Source organism: Paracoccus sp. NFXS7, assembly GCF_040148865.1.
Lineage (GTDB): Bacteria > Pseudomonadota > Alphaproteobacteria > Rhodobacterales > Rhodobacteraceae > Paracoccus > Paracoccus marcusii.
Genome location: NZ_JAKEKV010000010.1, coordinates 1 through 22097 on the forward strand (window position 1 = coordinate 1; position 22097 = coordinate 22097).

The 22097-nt window shown below is 67.9% G+C and carries 18 protein-coding genes and 1 riboswitch; of the genes, 11 read left to right on the forward strand and 7 right to left on the reverse strand.

Annotation, left to right across the window (positions count from 1 at the left end; translation table 11 throughout):
- Nucleotides 1-83: 83 nt before the first annotated feature.
- Nucleotides 84-380 carry a helix-turn-helix domain-containing protein gene (locus tag LZ686_RS15250; RefSeq protein ID WP_349548350.1) on the reverse strand — a complete coding sequence of 99 codons (297 nt, stop codon included), beginning with the start codon at nt 378-380 and terminating at the stop codon, nt 84-86.
- A 363-nt stretch (nt 381-743) separates the two neighbouring features.
- On the opposite strand from LZ686_RS15250, the gene LZ686_RS15255 reads away from it, so the two are divergent.
- From LZ686_RS15255 to LZ686_RS15270, 4 genes are all read left to right on the forward strand, one after another.
- Nucleotides 744-2564: a sensor histidine kinase gene (locus LZ686_RS15255; RefSeq protein WP_349548351.1), complete on the forward strand. Its 1821-nt coding sequence runs from the start codon at nt 744-746 to the stop codon at nt 2562-2564.
- On the forward strand, nt 2561-3916 hold the full coding sequence (locus tag LZ686_RS15260) for a sigma-54-dependent transcriptional regulator (protein ID WP_349548352.1): 1356 nt from the start codon (nt 2561-2563) through the stop codon (nt 3914-3916). The genes LZ686_RS15255 and LZ686_RS15260 overlap by 4 nt, the downstream gene beginning before the upstream one ends.
- A gap of 193 nt (nt 3917-4109) precedes the next feature.
- The gene (locus tag LZ686_RS15265) at nt 4110-5084 is read left to right on the forward strand and encodes a TAXI family TRAP transporter solute-binding subunit (protein WP_045982785.1); all 975 of its coding nucleotides are present in this window, start codon (nt 4110-4112) and stop codon (nt 5082-5084) included.
- A gap of 106 nt (nt 5085-5190) precedes the next feature.
- On the forward strand, nt 5191-7371 hold the full coding sequence (locus tag LZ686_RS15270; protein ID WP_349548353.1) for a TRAP transporter permease: 2181 nt from the start codon (nt 5191-5193) through the stop codon (nt 7369-7371).
- A 75-nt stretch (nt 7372-7446) separates the two neighbouring features.
- Here LZ686_RS15270 and ampC read toward each other — a convergent pair whose 3' ends face one another.
- Nucleotides 7447-8607 carry a class C beta-lactamase gene (ampC, locus tag LZ686_RS15275; protein WP_349548354.1) on the reverse strand — a complete coding sequence of 387 codons (1161 nt, stop codon included), beginning with the start codon at nt 8605-8607 and terminating at the stop codon, nt 7447-7449.
- A 130-nt stretch (nt 8608-8737) separates the two neighbouring features.
- On the opposite strand from ampC, the gene LZ686_RS15280 reads away from it, so the two are divergent.
- Nucleotides 8738-9625, forward strand: coding sequence for a LysR family transcriptional regulator (locus LZ686_RS15280; protein ID WP_349548355.1), 888 nt, complete (start codon nt 8738-8740; stop codon nt 9623-9625).
- Between the two features lie 47 nt (nt 9626-9672).
- Here the strand turns inward: LZ686_RS15280 and LZ686_RS15285 are convergent, their stop codons facing one another.
- Nucleotides 9673-10305: a GNAT family N-acetyltransferase gene (locus tag LZ686_RS15285; protein WP_349548356.1), complete on the reverse strand. Its 633-nt coding sequence runs from the start codon at nt 10303-10305 to the stop codon at nt 9673-9675.
- Nucleotides 10306-10478: 173 nt separating this feature from the next.
- Between LZ686_RS15285 and LZ686_RS15290 the strand changes: the two genes are divergently transcribed.
- From LZ686_RS15290 to LZ686_RS15310, 4 genes are all read left to right on the forward strand, one after another.
- A complete protein-coding gene (locus tag LZ686_RS15290) occupies nt 10479-10889 on the forward strand; it encodes a VOC family protein (protein WP_349548357.1) in 411 nt (136 codons plus the stop codon).
- 644 nt (nt 10890-11533) lie between these two features.
- On the forward strand, nt 11534-12973 hold the full coding sequence (locus LZ686_RS15300) for a cytochrome ubiquinol oxidase subunit I (RefSeq protein WP_045982780.1): 1440 nt from the start codon (nt 11534-11536) through the stop codon (nt 12971-12973).
- A gap of 2 nt (nt 12974-12975) precedes the next feature.
- The gene (cydB, locus tag LZ686_RS15305) at nt 12976-14007 is read left to right on the forward strand and encodes a cytochrome d ubiquinol oxidase subunit II (protein ID WP_127897492.1); all 1032 of its coding nucleotides are present in this window, start codon (nt 12976-12978) and stop codon (nt 14005-14007) included.
- Complete coding sequence (locus LZ686_RS15310; RefSeq protein ID WP_139598676.1) at nt 14007-14111, forward strand: DUF2474 family protein; 105 nt, start codon at nt 14007-14009, stop codon at nt 14109-14111. The genes cydB and LZ686_RS15310 overlap by 1 nt, the downstream gene beginning before the upstream one ends.
- Here the strand turns inward: LZ686_RS15310 and LZ686_RS15315 are convergent.
- From LZ686_RS15315 to LZ686_RS15325, 3 genes are read right to left on the reverse strand one after another with little or no spacing between them, the layout of a single operon-like run.
- Nucleotides 14108-14794 carry a thiamine ABC transporter ATP-binding protein gene (locus LZ686_RS15315; RefSeq protein ID WP_349548358.1) on the reverse strand — a complete coding sequence of 229 codons (687 nt, stop codon included), beginning with the start codon at nt 14792-14794 and terminating at the stop codon, nt 14108-14110. The genes LZ686_RS15310 and LZ686_RS15315 overlap by 4 nt on opposite strands.
- The gene (locus tag LZ686_RS15320) at nt 14784-16319 is read right to left on the reverse strand and encodes an ABC transporter permease family protein (RefSeq protein WP_349548359.1); all 1536 of its coding nucleotides are present in this window, start codon (nt 16317-16319) and stop codon (nt 14784-14786) included. Before LZ686_RS15320 ends, LZ686_RS15315 begins: the two co-directional genes overlap by 11 nt.
- Nucleotides 16298-17269 (reverse strand): thiamine ABC transporter substrate-binding protein, encoded by a 972-nt coding sequence (locus LZ686_RS15325; RefSeq protein WP_349548360.1) that lies wholly within the window; start codon nt 17267-17269, stop codon nt 16298-16300. The genes LZ686_RS15320 and LZ686_RS15325 overlap by 22 nt, the downstream gene beginning before the upstream one ends.
- A gap of 30 nt (nt 17270-17299) precedes the next feature.
- A riboswitch (TPP riboswitch) is annotated at nt 17300-17399 on the reverse strand.
- Nucleotides 17400-17457: 58 nt separating this feature from the next.
- On the opposite strand from LZ686_RS15325, the gene mutS reads away from it, so the two are divergent.
- Together mutS and aroC are read left to right on the forward strand one after the other, a co-directional pair.
- Nucleotides 17458-20079, forward strand: a complete 2622-nt coding sequence (gene mutS, locus LZ686_RS15330; protein WP_349548415.1) for a DNA mismatch repair protein MutS — start codon at nt 17458-17460, stop codon at nt 20077-20079.
- The gene (gene aroC / locus LZ686_RS15335; protein WP_349548361.1) at nt 20076-21176 is read left to right on the forward strand and encodes a chorismate synthase; all 1101 of its coding nucleotides are present in this window, start codon (nt 20076-20078) and stop codon (nt 21174-21176) included. Before mutS ends, aroC begins: the two co-directional genes overlap by 4 nt.
- Here the strand turns inward: aroC and LZ686_RS15340 are convergent.
- A complete protein-coding gene (locus LZ686_RS15340) occupies nt 21164-22042 on the reverse strand; it encodes a ribokinase (protein WP_349548362.1) in 879 nt (292 codons plus the stop codon). The two genes, aroC and LZ686_RS15340, sit on opposite strands and share 13 nt — an antisense overlap.
- Between the last annotated feature and the right edge of the window lie 55 nt (nt 22043-22097).

Sequence of the window (22097 nt, forward strand, 5' to 3'; positions counted from 1 at the left end):
TGCCGGCCGATCGACAGGTCCGGATGGTCGCGTTCGACCATGCCGTTCGGCATCGTCTCTCGGACCAATGGCGTTCCAATGCCTCATCCCTTCCCGCCCCAGGGCTTCAGCTTTCTTTCCAAAAAAGGGTTGGCCACCGCCAGCTCCCCGATCTTGGCATGCAGATCCCGGACCTGATCCTCATCGATCACCGGCGCCTTGCGGCCACCGCGTTCAAAGACACCGGGCGCGCCATCGAGCAACGCGTGTTTCCATTGATCGATCATCGTCGGATGCATGCCGAACCGGCTCGCCAGTTCCGACACGGTCCCCTCGCCTTTCATCGCCTCAAGTGCCACCTTCGCCTCGAACCCAGGGGCGTGCCGCTTTCGTTTCAACATCGTCGATCTCCCTCGTGATGAAGATCAGCAGACAGCAAAAACAGAGCTTACGTCAGTGCCCAGCTTTCAGGGGACACATCAGAAGTCCAGGTCCGCACCGCCGTCATAAACGGCGATGCTGCGCTCGGCATACCCATGCCCGAGGCCGTAGAGTAAGTCCGTCCGGGAAAAGGGACTCCGACCATAAGCCGATTTGTGTAACAGGGTCGATGGACATCTTCTTCCATTTCCTGCGGAACAAGCGGCCAGCAGAGCATTGCTTTAGGTCCTTGAGCGGTTGAACCATGGGCTGATTTCATGGTGTGATGGCGGTCGGGGCAAGGGGGCGGGTATCCGATGCGACGGGAGGATGGGCCGCGCTCCGTGATCGGCAGGTCTGGCAATGCACGGCGCATCTGGGTCGCGCTGGTGGTCCTGACGCTTTGTCTTGCCGTGGCCATTGGCGGAAACGCCCTTCTGGCGCGATACTATATCGTTGCGACGGTGCCGCAGGGAGAGAACATCCTGCGGCTTGCCGTGTCGGGCCTTCGCGGAGAGCTGGCGCGATACGAGCGGTTGCCCGACCTCATGGACCGGAATCCCGTCTTGGTGCGCGCGCTGGCGCCGGATGCGGATCCGGTGCGGTTGGCCGCGGCGAACCTCTATCTGCGCCATCTGGCACGGTTGATGGGGCTGTCGGATGCCTATGTCATGGCACCTGACGGCATGACCGTGGCCGCCAGCAACTTCGACCAGGCGTTCAGCTTCGTGGGCGAACGGTTCGACTATCGTCCCTATTTCACCGATGCGCTGGCTGGGGGGCAGGGGCGGTTCTCGGCACTTGGGACGACCTCGGGCAAGCGGGGGTATTACTTTGGCCGGGCGCTCAGGGACCGGGGGAGGATCGTCGGCGTGCTGGTGCTGAAGGTCGACATGGATGCGATCGAGGACAGCTGGCGCGCCGCCGAATACGAGATGATCGTGACCGACGGCGAGGGGATCGTCTTTCTGGCCAGCCGCCGCGACTGGCAGTTCCGCTCGATCGCGCCGCTGACGCCCCGGACGCGGGCGCGCATCGCCGCCACCCGGCGCTATGATGATGAGCCGCTGCTGATGCTGCCCCTGCGCGTGGCGGGCGAGGCCGCAGGTCATGACATCCGACGGCTGGAGCTGCCCGAGACGCGGCGCGAGTTCCTGACCGTCTCCGAGGCCATGCCCGAGGCCGACTGGACCGTGCATGTGCTGCTGGACACCGCACCTGCTCGGCGGCAGGCGCTGATCGGAACGCTGGCGGCGCTGATGATCCTGGGCGTGGGGGTGGCGCTGCTGATCGCCTGGGCGCAGCGCCGGGCCCGCCTGCGCGAACGCTTGTCGATCCAGGCCGACGCCCAGGCCCAGCTGGAAGGGCGCGTCGCTGCCCGCACGGCCGAGTTGGCGCAACTGAACGCCCGCCTTGGCGCCGAGGTCACGGAACGTCGCGCCACAGAGGCCGAGCTGCGCCGCACGCAGCGTCATCTGGTGCAATCGGCCAAGCTGGCCGCCCTGGGGCAGATGTCGGCGGCCCTGTCGCATGAGCTAAACCAGCCCTTGGGCGCGGTGCGCAACTTTGCCGCCAATGCGGTGACCTATCTGGACCGCGACCGCGCCGCCGATGCCCGCCTGAACCTGACGCGCATCCTGTCGCTGACCGATCGCATGACCGAGATCGGCCGCACCCTGCGCAACTTTGCCCGCAAGCCCAATGCCCAGCTGTCCGATGTGGACCTTCATGACGTGCTGCGCGACGCGCTGGAGGTGATCGCCTGGCGCATCGACCGCCAGCCCGTCGCGCTGGTCGTGGACATGCCGCCGGGGCCGTTGCGGGTGCGGGCGGGGCCGGTGCGGTTCCAGCAGGTGGTGGTGAACTTGGTCGCCAATGCGCTGGACGCGCTGGACGGCCGCCCCGACGCCGCGATCCGCATCGAGGGGCGGCGGGTGGCCGGGCGCGTCCTGCTGACGGTCAGCGACAACGGGCCGGGCATCGCCCAGGGGCTGGAGGATCGCATCTTTGATCCGTTCTTCTCGACCAAGGGGGTGGGCAGCGGGCTGGGGCTGGGGCTGTCGATCTCGTTCAACATCATCAAGGATTTCGGAGGCGAATTGCGCATCCTTCCCCGCGACTGCGGTGCGGCCTTCCGCATCGACCTGCCCGAGATCGCGCCATGATCACGGGCCGCATCCTGCTGGTCGATGACGAGCCCGACATGCGCCTGTCCACCGCTCAGGCCCTGGAGCTGGAGGGGTTCGAGGTCGAGGAGGCCTCCGATGCCCAATCCGCGCTGGACCGGGTGGGCTTCGGCTTTGCCGGCATCGTGGTGACCGACATCCGCATGCCGGGCATGGACGGCCTGACCCTGATGAGCCGCATCCGCGAGATCGACGTGGACATCCCGGTGATCCTGGTGACCGGGCATGGCGACATCCAGCTGGCCGTGCGCGCGATGCGCGAAGGGGCCTATGATTTCGTCGAAAAACCATTCGACGGCGCGCAGCTGGCCGAGATCGCGTCCCGCGCGATGGATTACCGCCGGGTCGTGCTGGAGAACCGCGTCCTGCGGGCGGCGGCGGGGCAGGCCGACGACCTGGAGACGCGGCTGGTCGGGCGGTCCAACGTGATGATCGACCTGCGCCGCCGCCTGCGCACCATCGGCCCGACCGAGGCCGACGTGCTGATCGTCGGAGAGACCGGCACCGGCAAGGAGGTCGTGGCCCGCGCGCTGCACGACCTGTCGCCGCGCGCGAGGCGGCCCTTCATCGCCATCGATTGCGCGGCGCTGCCCGCGTCGCTGATCGAATCGGAACTGTTCGGCCACGAGGCGGGCGCCTTTCCCGGCGCCCTGCGCCCGCGTTACGGAAAATTCGAACATGCGCGCGGCGGTACCATCCTGCTGGACGAGATCGGCTCGATGCCCCTGGACGTGCAGGGCAAGCTGCTGCGCGTGGTTCAGGACCGGGTGATGTTCCCCCTGGGCGCGGATGAGGGGCGGGCGCTGGACGTGCGCTTCATCGCGACCTCGCGCCAGCCGCTGGAGGAGGAGGTTGCGGCGGGGCGGTTCCGCGCCGATCTGCTGTACCGGCTGAACGTGGTGACGCTGACCATGCCGCCGCTGTCCGCGCGGCGCGAGGACATCCAGCTTCTGTTCATCAAGCTGGTGCAGGAGGCCGCCGCCCGCCACCGCCGCGCCGCCGTGGCCGTGCCCCCCGCCCTGCTGGCCGAGATCGCCGAGCGGCCCTGGCCCGGCAATGTCCGCGAATTGCGCAACGCCGCCGACCGTCACGCCCTGGGCATCGCCCTGCAGCCGGCCGAGGAGCGCAGCCCCGAACAGCAGCGCTTGGCCCATCGAGTCGCGGCCTTCGAGCGCGACGTGATCGTGGCGACCCTGGCCGCGCATGGCGGGCGGCTGAAGCCGGTCTATGAATCGCTTGGCCTGTCGCGGAAGTCGCTTTACGAAAAGATGCAGAAATACATGATCGACAAGACGCATTACGTCGATGCGGGCGACGATCCGGACCCGTGATGGGGGGATTTCCACCCACGCGATGACGCCGATGTTACCGAATCCACCCATCGCCACGACTTGGCGGCGCTTTTCCCGCGCGCCCGGCGCATGGCGGCATTGCGTGCAGGGCATGGCATGGCCTAGCTGAAGGGGCTTTGTCGGGCCGCCACGCGCAAGACGTGCGGCCCCGGAAAAATCTGGGAGGATTTTCATGCGTTTCATGACCGTCGCCGCGACCGTCGCGGCCACCTTCAGCCTGTCGCCCGCCTTTGCCCAGGACGACCGCGCCGACTGGCCCAGCAGCCTGACCATCGGTACCGCCAGCCAGGGCGGCACCTATTTCATCTATGGCACCGGTCTGGCCGGACTGATCAGCCAGAACCTGGACTTGAACGCTTCGGGCGAGGTCACCGGCGGCCCGGTGCAGAACGCTACCCTGGTCGAGACCGGCGACCACCAGATCGGCCTGGTCACCATGGGCCCCGCCTACGAGGCCTGGACCGGCAACAGCGAACTGGCGCCGGGGGTCGAGCACAAGGCCCTGCGCGCCCTGTTCCCCATGTATCAGACCCCGTTCGAGGCCGTGGCGCTGCAGTCGTCGGGCATCGCGGACGTCACCGACATGGCGGGCAAGCGCGTCTCGGTCGGACCGGCGGGCGGCACCGCCGCCACCTATTGGCCGCGCTTCTTCGAGGTGCTGGGCGTCGACGCGACCATCAGCTATGCTGGGGCCAACGACGCCACGAGCCAGGTCAAGGACGGCCTGATCGACGCCTTCGCCTTTGCGGCCGGCGTGCCGATCAGCGCCTTTGCCCAGATCGCGGCCGAGAACCCGGTCAACATCTTCGGCTTCACCGAGGAGCAGCGCGCGCAGATCCTCGAGGCGATGCCCGAAGTGGCCGCCTTCGAGGTGCCCGGCGGCATGTACCAGGGCTTCCCCGAGGGGCATGGCACGGTCGCCATGTGGAACTTTGCCGTCGCCCATCAGGACATGCCCGAAAGCCTGGCCTATGAGATCACCAAGCTGGTGATGGAAGGCAACGAGGCGATGATGCAGATCCACGCCACCGCCGCCGAGACCCTGCCCGAGAACGTCGACAAGAACACCTTCCTGCCCTACCACCCGGGCGCCGTGCGTTACTTCGACGAGGTCGGGGTCGAAATCCCGGCCGAACTGCGCGGCTGAGCGCATTCTCCGGGGGCTGCGGCCCCCGGACCCTTTTCCCTTTTCCCCATGATCGGACCGACTGCCCGGACCCCGTCCGCGCGGTCCTTGCCGACGGAGACCCCTCATGTCAGTTGATGCTGCATCTGCGGCAGGGACCGGACCCGTCATCGCGCAGGGCGTCGATGACGAACCGATGGCCCCCAACCAGCGCGACCCCCGCGCCGGAACGGGTGTGCTGATCGCGGTCCTCTGCGCCGCCTATACGTTGTTCCACCTGTTCGTCATGGTCGTCTATCCGCTGGAGACCTGGACCTACCGCATGATGCATGTCTGCGGCGGCCTGATCATCGGCTTTCTGACCTATTCCGCGCTGACGCAGCGCAGCGACGGCGCCACCGCTCCCGCACGCCGCGGCATGGCCGAACTGGCCCTGCTGGGCGTGGCGGCCCTGGGCGTGGGCTATGGGCTGGCGGTCATCGCCTATGCCTGGGGCGCCTGGTGGCTGGCCGGGGTGGCGATGCCGCCGGCCTTCGGGTTCCGCACCTATGGCCTGCCGCTGGCCATCGGCACCGGGGCGGCCATCGTCGCAGGCTGGCTCTATTCGTCGCGGGACCGGTCGCGGATCTATCCGGGCGACCTGATCCTGTGCCTGGCCTCGATCGCGGTCCTGGGCTACATCCTGTTCGTCGTGGGCGCGCTGCGCATGCGGGCGGGCACGGCGATGGCGCAGCCGGGCGATCTGTGGGCCGCGGTCACCGGGGTCATGCTGATCCTGGAGCTGACGCGCCGCCTGACGGGCCTCGCGCTGGTGATCATCGTCGCGGTCTTCATCGGCTACAGCTTCCTGGGGCCGTGGCTGCCGGGCTTTCTGAACCATCGGGGCTATACGGCGACGCGGTTCTTCACCTACATCTTCACCGACCAGGGCATCCTGGGCGACCCGATCGCGGTCAGTTCGACCTACATCATCCTGTTCATCGTCTTCGCGGCCTTCCTGCAGGCGTCGAAGGTGGGTGATTACTTCGTGAACTTCGCCTTTGCCTGCGCCGGTCAGGCGCGCGGCGGTCCGGCCAAGGTCGCGGTCTTTGCATCGGGCCTGATGGGCATGATCAACGGCACCTCGGCGGGCAACGTCGTGTCCACCGGCTCGCTGACCATCCCGCTGATGAAGAAGGTCGGCTATTCGCCGAAATCCTCGGCCGCGATCGAGGCCACGGCCTCCTCGGGCGGGCAGATCCTGCCGCCGATCATGGGCGCGGGCGCCTTCATCATGGCCGAGGTCACGGGCATCCCCTATACCGACATCGTCATCGCCGCGATCATCCCGGCGCTGCTGTATTTCGTGTCGGTCTATTTCATGGTCGACCTCCAGGCGCTCAAGCTGGACATGAAGGGCCTGCCCCGCTCCGAGCTGCCGCAGTTCAAGGTGCTGATCCGCCAGGTCTATCTGTTCCTGCCGATCATCATCCTGATCTATACGCTGTTCGCGGGCTATTCCGTGATCCGGGCGGGTGCGATGGGCATGGCATCGGCAGCGATGGTCAGCTGGCTGACGCCGCATCGCATGGGCCCGCGCCAGATCTTCAACGCGCTGGACATGGGCGCCAAGATGACCATCCAGATGGTCGCGGTCTGCGCCGCGGCGGGCATCATCGTGGGCGTCATCGCGCTGACCGGGGTGGGGGCGCGGTTCTCATCGCTGCTTCTGTCGATCGCGGATCAGAACCAATATCTGGCGATGTTTTTCGCGATGTGCATCTCGATCATCCTGGGGATGGGCATGCCCACCACCGCCGCCTATGCGGTCGCCGCCGCCGTGGTGGCGCCGGGGCTGATCGCCCTTGGGGTGCCGGTGCTGGTCGCGCATTTCTTCGTCTTCTACTATGCGGTGATGTCGGCCATCACGCCGCCGGTGGCCCTGGCCGCCTATGCGGGCGCGGCCCTGTCGGGGTCCGATCCGATGAAGACCAGCGTCGAGGCCTTCCGCCTGGGCCTTGCGGCCTTCATCGTGCCCTTCATGTTCTTCGGCTCTCACGAGCTGCTGATGCAGGGCGAATGGATCGACATCATCCATGCGACCGCGACTGCGCTGCTGGGCATGTTCCTGCTGTCGGCGGGGGTGATCGGCTACTACTTCGGGCACGCGTCGATGGTGGTGCGTCTGGTGCTGATCGGGGCCGCGCTGTCGATGATCGCCGTGGGCTGGGTGACCGACCTCATCGGCCTGTCCGTGGCCGCCGCGCTGTTCCTCTGGCAGCGCCGGATGGTGACGCCTGCAACCCTGACGCATGGCCGCGCCGACTGAAACAAGGCTGCGGCCCCCGGATCGGGGCCGCAGCGGTTATGGTGGCCAGGTCACCTGTGCGTCCAGCACTGCCGTTCACTCTCTGGCACGCGCCAGCAGTTGCACGATCAGCTCCCGCGTCGCTTCCGCACGGACCGGGTTGGGATAGTTGCGGTTCGCCAGGACCACGACGCCGATCCGTTCGGATGGCACCATCGCGACGTAAGAGCCAAAGCCGTTGGTCGCCCCCGTCTTGTTCAGATAGACGTCCCCTTCCAACTGGCGCGCGTCGACCTTGGTCATGGGTTGCGGCGACATCGCCATGTCCGGCGAATTTCCGGCCGCCAGCGCAGCGGCATCCACGGGCCAAGGATACCCTTCCCAGATCATGGCCTGCGCGTAATGGGCGGTGTCGTAGTCCGACCGGCGCGTCCGGGCCAGTGCTGCCGTGATCTCGCCCTCCAGGGTAAGATTGCCCAGATGGGCGTCCAGGAAACGGGTCATGTCGGTCACCGACGACTTGATGCCATAGGCCTCGGCATCCAGCATGCCGGGGTTGACGCGGATCGGGCTGTCGTCCGTTCTGGAATAACCGAAGGCATAGCGCGCCATCTCGGCGTCGGGGACATCGACGAAGGTGCTGTCCAGCCCCAGTCCGGGAAGAAGGTCACGGGCCAGCGCATCCGTGTAGGTCGTCCCGAACTGCTCTCCCGCGATCAGCCCCAAAAGGCCGATGCTGACATTGGAATAGGCGCGCAGCGTGCCGGCCTCGCCCTGCGGCGTCCAGGCGTTCAGATAGGTCATCAGACCGTCCATGTCCGTGACCGCGTCGGGCACCTGCAGGGGCAGGCCACCCGTGGCATGGGCGGCAAGGTCGGCCAGCGTCACCGCATCGAAGGCGCTGCCCGCCAGCGCAGGCATCCGGGATGACACCGGGTCCTGCAGGGACAAAAGGCCGCGCTGTTCCGCAAGGGCCGCCAGGGCCACGGTGAACAGCTTGCTGTTCGATCCCAACTCGAACAGCGTGTCGCGGTCGACGGGGTGCGATGCCGCGCGATCGGCCAATCCATCGGTGAAGAAGAACTGCTGTCCGTCCATCGTCACGCCGATGGCGATGCCGGGAATGTCGAACTCCTCGATGACGGGACGGAAGACGCCTTCGCTGATCTGCTGGAATGCCTGCTCGGTCAGCCCTTGGGCATGGGCGGGGGTGGTCAGCAGCACGGCTGCGACAGTCAAGGATCGGATGATGGTCATGGAATTCCCTCTGGCGTCGCTACGGCGCCGCGACATGAATTAATTTTGCCATCCAGAGCTATTGTGATCTTGCAGGGGCATCAAATCATGGTTTCTTGCCCTATCGTTGAGAAATTCTAATGGATGCGTGATGGATCGGCCCAACATCCCCCTGAATGCGCTGCGGGCCTTCGAAGCCGCGGCCCGGCACCTGACGCTGTCGAAGGCCGCGATCGAACTGTGCGTGACGCAGGCGGCGCTCAGCCACCAGATCCGCAACCTCGAGGAACGCCTTGGCGTGGCCCTGTTCCGGCGTGTGCCCCGAGGGCTGGTGCTGACCGACGAGGGTGCGGCCCTGGCCCCGGTCCTAACCGGATCGCTGGACCTGATCGGCGCGACGCTGGACCGGTTCTCGGGCGGGCGCTATCACGAGGCGTTGCATGTGGGCGTGGTCGGAACCTTTGCGACGGGCTGGCTGATCCCGCGCCTGGCCGGGTTCGAGGCGGCGCATCCCGAGGTGGACCTGCGCATCTTCGCCAACAACAACCGCGTCAGCATTCCGGGCGAAGGGCTTGACCTGGCCATCCGCTTTGGCGACGGGTCGTGGCATGGGCTGCAGGCCACCCGCATCATGGATGCACCCCTGGCCCCCATGTGCACCCCGGACCGCGCCAGGACCATGTCCGGCCCCCAGGCGATGCTGGAGCAGCCGCTGTTGCGATCCTATCGGACAGGCGAATGGGAACGGTGGTTCGCAGGGTTGGGCCTGGCCTGCCCGCCCCTGCGGGGGCCGATGCTGGACAGCTCGATCGCCCTGGCGGACATGGCGGCGGAGGGGCACGGGATCGCGCTGCTGCCACCTGCGCTTTTCGGCCACTGGACGGATCGCGGCCGTCTTGTGACCCTGTTCGACTATTCCATTGTCGCAGGCGCCTATTGGCTGACCCGCCTGCAATCCAAGCCGGAAACCAGCGGAATGCGCAGCTTTCGAGAATGGCTGTGCCGGGCGGTGGCGGATCAGCCGCCCGCGACGGGCTGACCGCCCCTGCGCGACCGATCAGGTGCGGGGCAAAACCGTCGGGTCAGTCAGGCCCATGTGACCGTCAGGGGTGGCAGGACGGCGATGTCTTCGATGGCATAGGCGATGCCGTCCACCAGCAGGCCGTCGGGCATCTCGTACCCAAGTGGCTGGCATGCGATCTGCCTGAAGCCCAGCATCCGTGCCAGACCTGCGCTGGCCGTGTTGGGCGCGGCATGACCGGTCGTCACCAGACGTGCGTCCAAGGCCCCAAAGGCAGCCCGTATCATCGCGGGCGCCAACTCGGCCCCATATCCCTGGCGGCAGGCAGAGGACCGCACCCAGTACGACAGTCGGAACTGGCCCCGCCGCCACTGCGGGATCAGATCGACGGCGCCGACACAGACGCCCGAGGCCCATGCAAGATAGGACAGCCGCTCGCGTCGTTGTGCAGCCTCCACCGCTTCCGCCAGCCGCTCTGACTGCCACCGGGCATCCCGTTCCTGTCCGGGGTTCCCCATCGTTCCGTGAAACCACGGCACCAATTCTGCATGGCTTTCGCCCCTGGCCCGCGCCACCGCGGCGGCGGCGTCAACGCTCGCGGGGCAAAGATCCAGCCGGGATGTCCGAACGATCCGCGGCAGGACATATGACGCGGGATCCTTCAGGCGCGCGTAGGGTGGGGGCATGCGCTTCTCCATGGTCTGTGTGCATGATCATCGCCCGGATCGACAGCCATTGGAATAAGACTGCCGTGCGCCGGACACATGTCTGCATTCCCGCCCAGATCGCGAACTGCTACAGGCGGGCTTGTCGCGGACCGGGCTGTGCCCCAGAAACGCGTCGCAACCGTCCCGTTGGAAAGCACAATGTCATGCCAGCCCGCATCGCCCACCTGTCCCTGCTGGTCCCGGACTACGACGCCGCGCTCGACTTCTTTTGCCGGATCGGTTTCGAGTGCCGGGAGGATACCGAACTGGGCGACGGCAAGCGATGGGTGCGGATTGCGCCCCCGGGTGGCGATACCGAGATCCTGCTTGCCCGGGCCGTCGGAGACCGCCAGACCGCGTCCATCGGAGAGCAGGGCGGCGGGCGGGTCTGGCTTTTCCTTGAGACGGACGATTTCGCGCGCGACTATCAGCGCCTCCAGGCCGCGGGCGTGACGTTCGAGACGCTTCCGCGCGACGAGCCTTACGGGCGTGTCGTCGTCTGGAGGGATCCCTGGGGGAATCGTTGGGACTTGATCGAACATGCCCGTTCCGTCGCGATCGGAACGGGCAACTGAAGTCCGCGTCGCGCCGGTATCCTCGATATGGATCGCGGGTATCGGGGCGGCGGTACCCGCGACGCGATCCTCGACGCACCCATCCGCCGCGCCCTCCGCTACGGCCGATGATGTCGCATCTACTGCCTTTCCCCCTCCGGCCATCACGAATCTTGCCCATCCGAGGCTGCGGCACGCCCGCGACCGCCGCCTGATGGATCGTGCGCGTGATGCGCAAACGGAATGCCTTGGACAGCACCCGTGCCACGCGGTCCGTCCTCAAGTGAAAGCGTCGAAGCCACCAGGGCGGGCATAGCAAAATTGCCGGTGCCTCCCGCCGCATGGCGCCAAATTCATTGCTCGGGAAGCACAGTCGCTTCCGGGGGCCGGCAGTGCAGCAATCAAACCCCACCGACCGTCAATGCAGGAACAGGCGGCGGTGCCTCACCCTCTGTGCACCCCTGACATCGGCCCAAGGTGCCACCCGTGACGCAGATGCGCCACAGGGGGGCGGGCGCGACATCGATGCCCTTGCGCGGCCGCGACCAGTAGGAGCACTATGATTCCAAAAGACGATGGGTCCGGTCATGTGCCCGTGGTGCAGGCGGTGGCCGGTCCGAAACCGACATGCCCGCGGGGCGTGCCCCTGCCGTGAAAGGCCCCCGATGTTCGACAATGCAGATGCCATCCTGCTGGCCCGGATCCAGTTCGCCTTCACGGTCAGCTTCCACTTCCTGTTCCCCGCCTTCACGATCGGGCTGGCCAGCTTTCTGGCGGTCCTGAACGGGCTTTGGCTGTGGACAAAGGACCACAAGTACCTGGATCTGTTCCGATACTGGGTCAAGATCTTTGCCTTGGCCTTTGCCATGGGCGTCGTGTCGGGCATCGTGATGTCCTATCAGTTTGGCACGAACTGGTCGGCCTTTTCCGACAAGGCGGGGCCGGTCATCGGCGCGCCGATGGCCTACGAGGTCCTGTCGGCCTTCTTCCTGGAGGCCGGGTTCTTGGGGATCATGCTGTTCGGGCGCGACCGCGTCGGGCCCACGCTGCACATGATCGCCTGCGCCGCGGTGGCGTTGGGCACGGCGTTCTCGGCCTTCTGGATCCTGTCGGTCAACAGCTGGATGCACACCCCCGCGGGCTTCGAGATCGACCCCGAGACGGGGCAGTTCCTGCCCACCGACTTCTGGCAGGTGATCTTCAACCCGTCCTTTCCGTTCCGCCTGATGCACACGGTGACCGCGGCCTATCTGACCACGGCCTTCATCGTGGGGGGCGTGGCGGCCCTGCACCTGCTGCGCCACCGGCACCGCCGCGACAAGGTCAGCCCGGCCACGCGGACCATGTTCAGCATGGCGATGTGGATGGCCGCGATCTTTGCCCCGGTCCAGATCGTGCTGGGCGATTTCCACGGCATCAACACGCTGGAGCACCAGCCGGCCAAGGTCATGGCGATGGAGGGCCATTTCGAGAGCCATGACGAAGGCGCGCCGCTGTACCTGTTCGGCATCCCGAACCAGGACGAACAGCGCCTGGACTATGCCATCGGCATCCCCAAGCTGTCGTCCCTGATCCTGAAGCACGACCTGAACGCGCCGCTTGCGGGCCTGGACACCATCCCGCGCGAGGATCAGCCCCCCGTGGCCATCGTCTTCTGGTCGTTCCGCATCATGGTCGCGCTTGGCTTTGCCATGCTGGGGATCGGTGTCTGGTCGCTGTGGGCGCGCTGGCGGGGGATGCTGTTCGACAGCCCCATGCTGCACCGCGCCGCCCTTGTGATGTCGCCCGCGGGGCTGATCGCCGTGCTGGCCGGATGGGTCACGACCGAGGTCGGGCGGCAGCCCTTCACCGTCTATGGTCACCTGCGCACGGTGGACAGCGCCGCACCCCTGGACGCGGCCGCGGTGGGGGCATCGCTAGTGGCCTTCATCATCGTCTATTTCGCGGTCTTTGGGGCGGGGACATACTATATCCTGCGTCTGATGAGCCGCTCTCCGGCGAATAACGAACCGCGGCTGAAGGACGTGACCAACAGCCCGACGCGCACGGCGGGCACCACGCCCGCCCAGCAGCACCCGACCCGCAACGTCCAACCCGGAGAGTGACCATGCCCCTCGCAGAAGGCGTTTCGCTGGATCTGACCGTCATCTGGGCCTTCGTCATCGCCTTTGCGGTGCTGGTCTATGTCGTGCTGGACGGGTTCGACCTGGGCCTGGGCATGCTGTTCGCGGTCGAACCCGAGGGCGAGGACCGCGACATCATGATGAACTCGGTTGCGCCGGTCTGGGACGGGAACGAGACCTGGCTGGTCCTGGGCGGGGGCGGGCTGTTCGCGGCCTTTCCGCTGGCCTATGCGCTGATCCTGCCGGCGCTGTATGCGCCGATCATGGCGATGCTGCTGGCGCTGATCTTCCGCGGCGTCGCGTTCGAGTTCCGCTGGCGCACCAAGCGCTGGCGCAAGGTCTGGGACGTGGCCTTCATCGGCGGATCGGCGGTGGCCGCGCTGGCGCAGGGCATCACCTTGGGTGGGCTGCTGCAGGGCATCGACGTCGACAAGGCCGCGCGCGAATATTCCGGCGGCTGGTGGGACTGGCTGACGCCCTTCACGCTGATGGTCGGCGTCGCGGTCATGGTCGGATACGCCCTTCTGGGCGCGACATGGTTGGTGATGAAGACCGCCGGCCCCCTGCAAGAACGCATGCGCAAGCGGGCCTGGGTGCTGGGTGTCGGCACGGTGATCTTCATGGGCGTGGTCAGCCTGTGGACGCCATTCCTGCAGGACGGCTATTACAGCCGCTGGTTCGGCGGCTGGAACATCGTGCTGGCAGCGGGGGTGGGTGCTGCCGTGCTGGGCCTGGCCTTCGGCATGTTCACCTCGCTGATGGTGCGTCATCACGATTACTGGCCGTTCCTCTGCGCGCTGGGGATGTTCATCCTGGGCTTCGTCGGGCTGGGAATCTCGATGTTCCCCTACATCGTCCCGGTCGAGGTCACGATCTGGGAGGCCGCCGCCCCCCGCAACAGCCAGATCTTCATGCTGGTCGGTGCGGCCGTGCTGATCCCGGTGATCCTGACCTATACCGCCTATTCCTATTGGGTGTTCCGCGGAAAGATGGACCCCAAGGAGGGGTACCACTGATGCCGCAATCCCTGCGGCGGCTGGCGTGGTTCGTGGCGATCTGGCTGGCCAGCGTGGCGGTGATCGGCACCGTCGCCTGGATCATCCGCCTGTGGATCGCCTAGCCCAGATAGGCGCGCAGTCCCGGCGGCGGATTGTCCAGCAGCGGCCCGGTGGGGCGGGGGGCGTGCACCGCGCCATCCTCGACCAGCAGGGTGTCGGGCGCAAAGGCCCGCGCATCGGCCGGATCATGGGTCACCATCAGCACCGTCGTGTCGGACGCCACCTGCGCCAGCAGGGTCAGCATCTCCGACTTCAGCGCCGGACCTAGCGCCGCGAAGGGTTCGTCCAGAAGAAGCAGGGGCCGCGCCCGCAGCAGCACCCGGGCCAGCGCGACGCGGCTTTGCTGACCACCCGACAGGGCTGCGGGGCGGCGATCCTGCGTGCCTGACAAACCGACATGATCCAGCACTTGCGTCACGCGGCGCTGCTGATCCCGGTCCAGACGCAGATCCGGGCGCAGTCCCATCCCTACATTTTGTTGCACGGTCAGATGAGGAAACAAATTGTGGTGTTGAAACAGGATCGACACTGGTCGTTGGCCGGGCGTCATGTCGGTGATATCTTGGCCGTCCCAGATCAGCCGGCCCTTTGTCGGGGCCAGAAACCCCGCCACCAAGGCCAGCAGGGTCGACTTGCCCGACCCCGACGCGCCGATCACCGCATGGCGACCCTGCGGCACGGTCAGGTCCGCGGTCAGCGTGAAGTCGTCCTGTCGCAGCAGGATGTCGCGGAATTCAAGCGTCACGTCGGCCTCCCATGTCGAACATCCAGAACAGCCCCAGGCTGAGCCCCATCAGCAGCAGGGCGCAAGCCGCGGCATCGGCCATGCGATAGCCGTTCATCAGCTGGTACAGCATCAGCGGCAGGGTCGGGCGATCCCCTGCGAACAGGGTGATGACGCCCAGATCGCCCATGGCCAGCGCCGCCGCCAGTCCGGCGCCAAAGCCCAAGGGGCGCGCCAGACGGGGCAGCACCAGGAGGCGCAGCCGTGCCCAGCCCCGCAGGTCCAGCGATGCGGCAAGCTGGCCGTAATCCTGTTCCAGCGCCCGCGCCGCCGGGATCAGCGCGCGCAGGGCGAAGGGCAGGGCCATCGCCGCGTTGATCAGCGCCGTGACCGGCAGGGCCATCTGCTGGGGCGTGACCGTGCCGCGCAGCAGGATGAACAGCCCCGTGCCCAGCACCAGTGGAGAGGCGATCAGCGGCAGCATGCCTGCGGCCTCGACCCAACGGGCTCCGCCGCGGGCGATGGTCAGTGCCAGTGCCAGCGCCGCCCCAGACGACAGCAGGGCCGACGTCACCGCCATTGCGATGGAACGCAGGGCAGCATCCCAGACCTCGGGCGGCAGGCCGGTCAGGCGCGGCAGGCCCGTGGCCGCGACCGAGATCAGCGGCGCCAGCAGGAACACCGCCGCCGCCGTGATCACCGCTGCATCCGCCAGCCGCCGCCAGCCGCCGGGCGCGGGCGGCCCGCCCACCGCGTCCAGCCCTGCGCCGAACCCCGCCGGAACGGCAACGCGGGCGGCCAGCGCCGCCGCCCCGATGCAGATGGCGATCTGCACCATCCCCAGGGCCGCCGCGCGCCCCAGGTCGAAATCAAAGCGGAACGCCTGATAGATGGCCAGCTCCACCGTTGTGGCGCGCGGCCCCCCGCCCAGGGCCAAGGCCACCGTGAACGAGGTCAGGCAGACCAGGAACACCGCCAGCCAGACGCCGGGCAGCACGCCGCGCAGCATCGGGCGTTCCAGGTGGCGGGCGATGTCGCGGGGTGCGAAATCAAGGGATGCGGCCAGCCGGAAGCGTTCCGCGGGAATCGCCTGCCAGCCCTGCAGGATCAGCCGCACCGACAGCGGCAGGTTGAAGAACACATGCGCCAGGATCACCCCCTGCCAGCCATAGATGCCGACGACGGGCAGGCCCAGGGCCTCCAGCCCGCCGTTCAGCGCGCCGTTGCGCCCAAAGATCGCGATCAGGCCCAGGACCGCCACGATCACCGGCAGGATGAAGGGCGCCCCCAGCAGCGTGACCAGCAGCCCCCGCCCCCGGAACCGCCGCCGCGCAAGCGCGCGCGCGACCGGGACGGCCAGCGCCGCCGACAGGGTCGCGGACAGCGCCGCCTGCCACAGGGTGAACCAGACTGCGCGCAGATCCCATTCGGTCAGGCCCGACAGCCCGCCCGCGACCCAGGCCACCGCCGCCAACGTGCCCAGGATCAGCGCGGCAAGGGCGCCCGCGATGGCGTGGCCGATGCTCAGCGGAAGGCCCGCTGCCATTCGTCCAGGGCGGGGGCGCGCAGGGCCTCTGCCTCGTCCTCGGACAGGAACAGGGTCTTGTCCGGGCGGGGCAGGTCGCGCATCACCTGCGGCCAGTCGGCCTCAGGCAGTTTCGCGGGCAGGGACCAGTTGGCCAGCGGGATCGTCGCCTGGAAATCGGGGGTCAGCACCCAGTCCATGAAGGCTTGCGCCAGTTCGGGCTGATCGGTGCCCGCGACCTGGGCCACCAGTTCGGCCATGAAGTAATGCCCCTCGGGGAAGATCGCGGCGCGCTTGGTGTCGTCCTCCTCGGCGGCGATGTGATAGGCGGGCGAGGTGGTGTAGGACAGGACCATGTCCGCCTCTCCGTCGGTGAACAGGCCATAGGATTCAGACCAGCCGCGGGTGACGGTCAGCACCTTGGGGGCCAGCTTCGCCCAGGCCTCGCCCGCCTGATCGCCATAGACCGACTTGACCCACAGCAGCATCGCCAGACCCGACACCGAACTGCGCGGGTCCTGGATGACGATGCTGAGATCCTCGGCCTCCAGCAGTTCGGCAAAGCTGGCGGGCGGGTTCTCCAGCCGGGTGCTGTCATAGACGAAGGCCGTCTCGCCCCAGTTGTAGGGCAGGAAGATGTCGTCCTCCCATGCGATGGGCAGCGACAGGTCGGACGTGTCCTGCCCATGCGGCGCGAACAGACCCGATGCGCGGGCACGCGCGGTCATGTCGGTGTTCAGGCCGAAGACGATGTCGGCCTGGGTGCCCGCCCCCTCCATCAGGATGCGGGGCAGCACGTCGCCGGTCACGAATTGCAGGTCGCAATCGCAGATCGCCTCGAACCCCTCCTCGATGGCGGGGCCGGGGCCCCATTCGCTGGTGACGCTGTCGCCGGCATAGACGGTCAGGACGCGATCCTGGGCCAGGGCGGGGGTGGCCAGCAGCAAAGCGGGGATCAGGACGGATTTCATCGGCAGCCTCTCTTGTCGGGTGATCGAAAAGAAGGGGGTGCGCACCTTCCCTCCGCCGGTGTGAGCCGGATCAGGTTCAACGGGTCCGCTGTCGCGTCTCAGCCCGCATGGGGCACCCCGAGGTGATCCCGAATGTAGAGGTTTCGCGCGCCCGCGCAAGCGGATAGAAACCGCCCATGACCAAGGACATGTCTGATCAGCCCACGCCGATGATGGCGCAGTATCTTGCGATCCGGGAGGCCAATCCCGGCGCGCTGCTGTTCTATCGCATGGGCGATTTCTACGAGATGTTCTTCGACGACGCGGTCGCCGCTGCCGCCGCGCTGGACATCGCGCTGACCAAACGCGGCACCCATGCGGGTGAGCCCATCCCGATGTGCGGCGTGCCGGTCCATGCGGCCGAGGGCTATCTGCTGACGCTGATCCGCAAGGGGTTCCGCGTGGCCATTGCCGAACAGATGGAGGACCCCGCCGAGGCCAAGAAGCGCGGGTCGAAATCGGTCGTGGCGCGCGACGTGGTGCGGCTGGTGACGCCCGGCACCCTGACCGAGGAATCGCTGCTGGAGGCGCGGCGGCACAATTACCTGGCGGCCTTCGTGGTGGTCCGCGAGGAGGGCGCGCTGGCTTGGGTCGATATCTCGACCGGCGCGTTTTCGGTGATGGATTGCCCCCTGCCGCGTCTGGCCCCCGAACTGGCGCGCCTGGCCCCGCGCGAGGTGCTGGCCTGCGACACCGGGCTGGAGGAACTGATCGGTGACGCGGGCGCGGTGATGACAGACCTGCATGCCAGCGCCTTCGACAGCAATGCGGGCACGCGGCGGCTGTGCGCGCTGTACCGGGTCGAGACGCTGGACGGGTTCGGCAGCTTCACCCGCGCCGAACTGGCCGCGATGGGGGCCATCGTCGATTATCTGGACATGACGCAGAAGGGCCGCCTGCCGCTGCTGCGCCCGCCTGTGCGCGAACGCGCGGGCGGCGCGATGCAGATCGACGCGGCGACCCGGCGCAATCTGGAACTGACCCAGGCCCTGTCGGGCGGGCGCGAGGGCTCGCTGCTGGCGGCCATCGACCGCACCGTGACCGCGCCGGGCGCGCGGCTGCTGGAGCGGCGGATCAGCGCGCCGTCGCGCGATCTGGGCCTGATCGCGGCGCGCCATGATGCGGTGGCGGCGCTGGCGGGGGATGCGCGGCTGCTGGCGGATCTGCGCGGCGCGCTGGCGCGGGTGCCGGACATGGACCGGGCGCTGTCGCGGCTGGCGCTGGACCGGGGCGGCCCGCGCGATCTGGCCGCGATCCGGGCGGGGCTGACGCAGGGCGCGGCCATCGCCGTGCGCCTGCCCGGTGATGCGCCGCCCGTGCTGCGCGATGCGGCGGGCGATCTGGTCGGGCATGAGACGCTGGTTGACCTGCTGGATGATGCGCTGGTGGCCGAGCCGCCTCTGCTGGCGCGGGATGGCGGCTTCGTGGCCGAGGGGCATGACGCCGATCTGGACCAGACCCGGCGGCTGCGCGACGAGGGGCGCGGCGTCATCGCCGGCATGCAGGCCGATTACGCGGCCCTGGCCGGGGTCGGCAGCCTGAAGATCAAGCACAACAACGTCCTGGGCTATTTCATCGAGACGACGACCACCCATGCCGAGCGCATGATGGCCGCGCCGCTGAACCAGACCTTCATCCACCGCCAGACCACCGCGAACCAGATCCGCTTCACCACGGTCGAACTCAGCGAGCTGGAGACCCGCATCCTGAACGCCCGCGACCGCGCGCTGGAGATCGAGCGGGGCATCTTCGACCGCCTGCGGTCGGCGATCCTGGATCAGGCGGCACGGATCGGGCAGGCGGCCCGCGCGCTGGCCGAGATCGACCTGGCCTGCGCCTTCGCGGATCTGGCCTCGGGCGAGGGCTGGGTCCGGCCGCGCGTGGATGACAGCCGCGCCTTCGTCATCGAAGGGGGCCGCCATCCGGTCGTGGAACGCGCGCTGCGCCGCAAGGCGGAAAGCTTCGTCGCCAATGATTGCGACCTGACCACCGGGGCCACGCCCGCGATCTGGTTGCTGACAGGGCCGAACATGGCGGGCAAGTCGACCTTCCTGCGCCAGAACGCGCTGATCGCGGTGCTGGCGCAGGCCGGGGCTTTTGTCCCCGCGCGGGCGGCGCATATCGGGCTGGTCAGCCAGCTGTTTTCCCGCGTGGGCGCCGCCGACGATCTGGCGCGGGGGCGGTCGACCTTCATGGTCGAGATGGTCGAGACGGCCGCGATCCTGAACCAGGCCGATGACCGCGCGCTGGTGATTCTGGACGAGATCGGGCGCGGCACCTCGACCTGGGACGGGCTGTCGATCGCCTGGGCGGTGATGGAGCATCTGCATGCCGCCAACCGCTGCCGGGCGCTGTTCGCCACGCATTACCATGAGATGACGGCGCTGTCGGCCAAGCTGGAGGGCGTCGAGAACGCCACCGTCACCGTGCGCGAATGGCAGGGCGAGGTGATCTTCCTGCACGAGGTCAGGAAGGGCGCGGCCGACCGCAGCTATGGCGTGCAGGTGGCAAAGCTGGCGGGCCTGCCCGCCTCCGTCGTGGAACGCGCCCGCACCGTCCTGACCGCGCTGGAAAGCGGAGAGCGTCAGTCGGCGCGCCCCGTGGCGCTGATCGACGACCTGCCGCTGTTCCGCGCGGCCCCGCCGCCCGCGCCCAAGGCCCGCCCGCTGGATGATCGCCTGAAGGCGGTCCATCCCGACGCCCTGTCCCCGCGCGAGGCGCTGGACCTGATCTATGAATTGAAAGCCCTGTCCGAGGAGACGCGACCATGAGCTACAACACCTTCGGCCGCGAGTTCCGCTTTACCACCTGGGGCGAAAGCCACGGCCCCGCCCTGGGCGCGACGGTGGACGGCGTGCCGCCGGGCGTGCCTCTGAGCGAGGAGTACATCCAGCGGTTCATGGACCGCCGCCGCCCCGGCACCTCCAAGCACACCACGCAGCGGCGCGAACCCGACCAGGTGCGCATCCTGTCCGGCGTCTTCGAGGGCGTCACCACCGGCACCGCGATCCAACTGATGATCGAGAACACCGACCAGCGGTCCAAGGATTACGGCGACATCGCGACCAGCTTTCGCCCGGGGCATGCCGACATCACCTATCATCTGAAATACGGGGTGCGCGATTATCGCGGCGGGGGCCGGTCTTCGGCGCGCGAGACGGCGGCGCGGGTTGCGGCCGGAGCGGTCGCGCAGGCGGTTCTGGGCGCGTTGGTGCCCGATCTGCGGATCACCGGCTACATGGTGCAGATGGGGGCGATGCATCTGGACCGCGCGCGACTGGACCTGGGCGCGGTGAACGACAATCCGTTCTTCCTGCCCGATGCGGGTGCCGTTCAGGCCTGGTCCGATTACCTGGACGGCATCCGCAAGGATCAGAACAGCGTCGGCGCGGCCATCGAGGTCTGCGTCCAGGGCTGCCCGCCGGGCCTCGGCGCGCCGGTCTATGCAAAGCTGGACACTGATCTGGCCGCCGCGATGATGTCGATCAATGCCGTGAAGGCCGTGGAGATCGGCGAGGGCATGGGCTCCGCCGCGCTGACCGGCGTGGCCAATGCCGACGAGATCCGCATGGGGCCGGACGGGCCGGAGTTCCTGTCGAACCATGCGGGCGGGATTCTGGGCGGAATCTCCACGGGTCAGGACATCGTGGTGCGCTTCGCGATCAAGCCGACCAGTTCCATCACCACGCCCCGCCGCTCGATCAATGCGCGCGGAGAGGAGATCGACGTGATCACCAAGGGCCGCCACGACCCCTGCGTGGGCATTCGTGCCGTGCCGGTGGCCGAGGCGATGGCGGCCTGCGTGATCCTGGACCACCTGCTGATGGACCGGGCGCAGACCGGCGGGGTGCGTGGTCAGATCGGCTGATCTGCCAGGAACGCGTCTACTTCGGCGCGGGTGGGGATGGCATCGCCCGCCCCCGCCCGCGTGACCTTGACCGCCGCCGCGGCCGAGGCCAACCGTAGGGCGGCAGGAATATCCGCCCCGCCGTCCAACGCCGCCGCGAAATAGCCCGCGAAGGTGTCGCCCGCGCCGGTCGTGTCCACAGGCGTCACGTGGAACGAGGGCTGCTCATGCACCTGGCCCGTGGTCAGGTCGCGATATTCGGCACCCTCCGCGCCGCGGGTGATCAGCAGGCCCTGCACGGGCAGATCGCCCGGGACACCCGCGAACAGCTGCTCCGCCTCTCCGGCGTTCATCGCCAGGATCGACACATGGGGCAGGACCGCGCGCACCGCGTCCAGATCGAAGGGGGCGGCGGAATAGATCACGCGCGCGCCCTGCTCCTGCGCCGCGCGGGCGGCGGCGACCTGGCCGTTCGTCTCGTTCTGGATCAGCAGCGTATCAGCGGGGGTCAGGGCGGAGAGGGCCTGCGTCAGGGCATCCTCGTCGATGGCACGGTTCGCGCCGGGGTGGATGACGATGGCGTTTTCCGCATCGGCATCCAGCAGGATGATCGCGTGGCCCGTCGCCTGATCCGCAAGCCGGGCGACATGGCCCATGTCCACGCCCGCCTGCGCCAGCCGGTCCCGCACCCAGTCATCGCCCGTGCCCATCGCGCCCAGGTGATGCGTGACTGCGCCCGCGCGCACCGCGGCGACCGACTGGTTCGCGCCCTTGCCGCCCAAACCCTGCGCATAGCCGCGCGAGGCCAACGTCTCTCCGGGCTTGGGCAGGCTCTCCAGCCGATAGACATGGTCGATGTTGATCGAGCCCAGGTTCCAGATTGCCATGCACGCCTCCGCCGTTTGGCGGCCATGTGACCGGGCGGGCCGGGCCTTGTCCAGA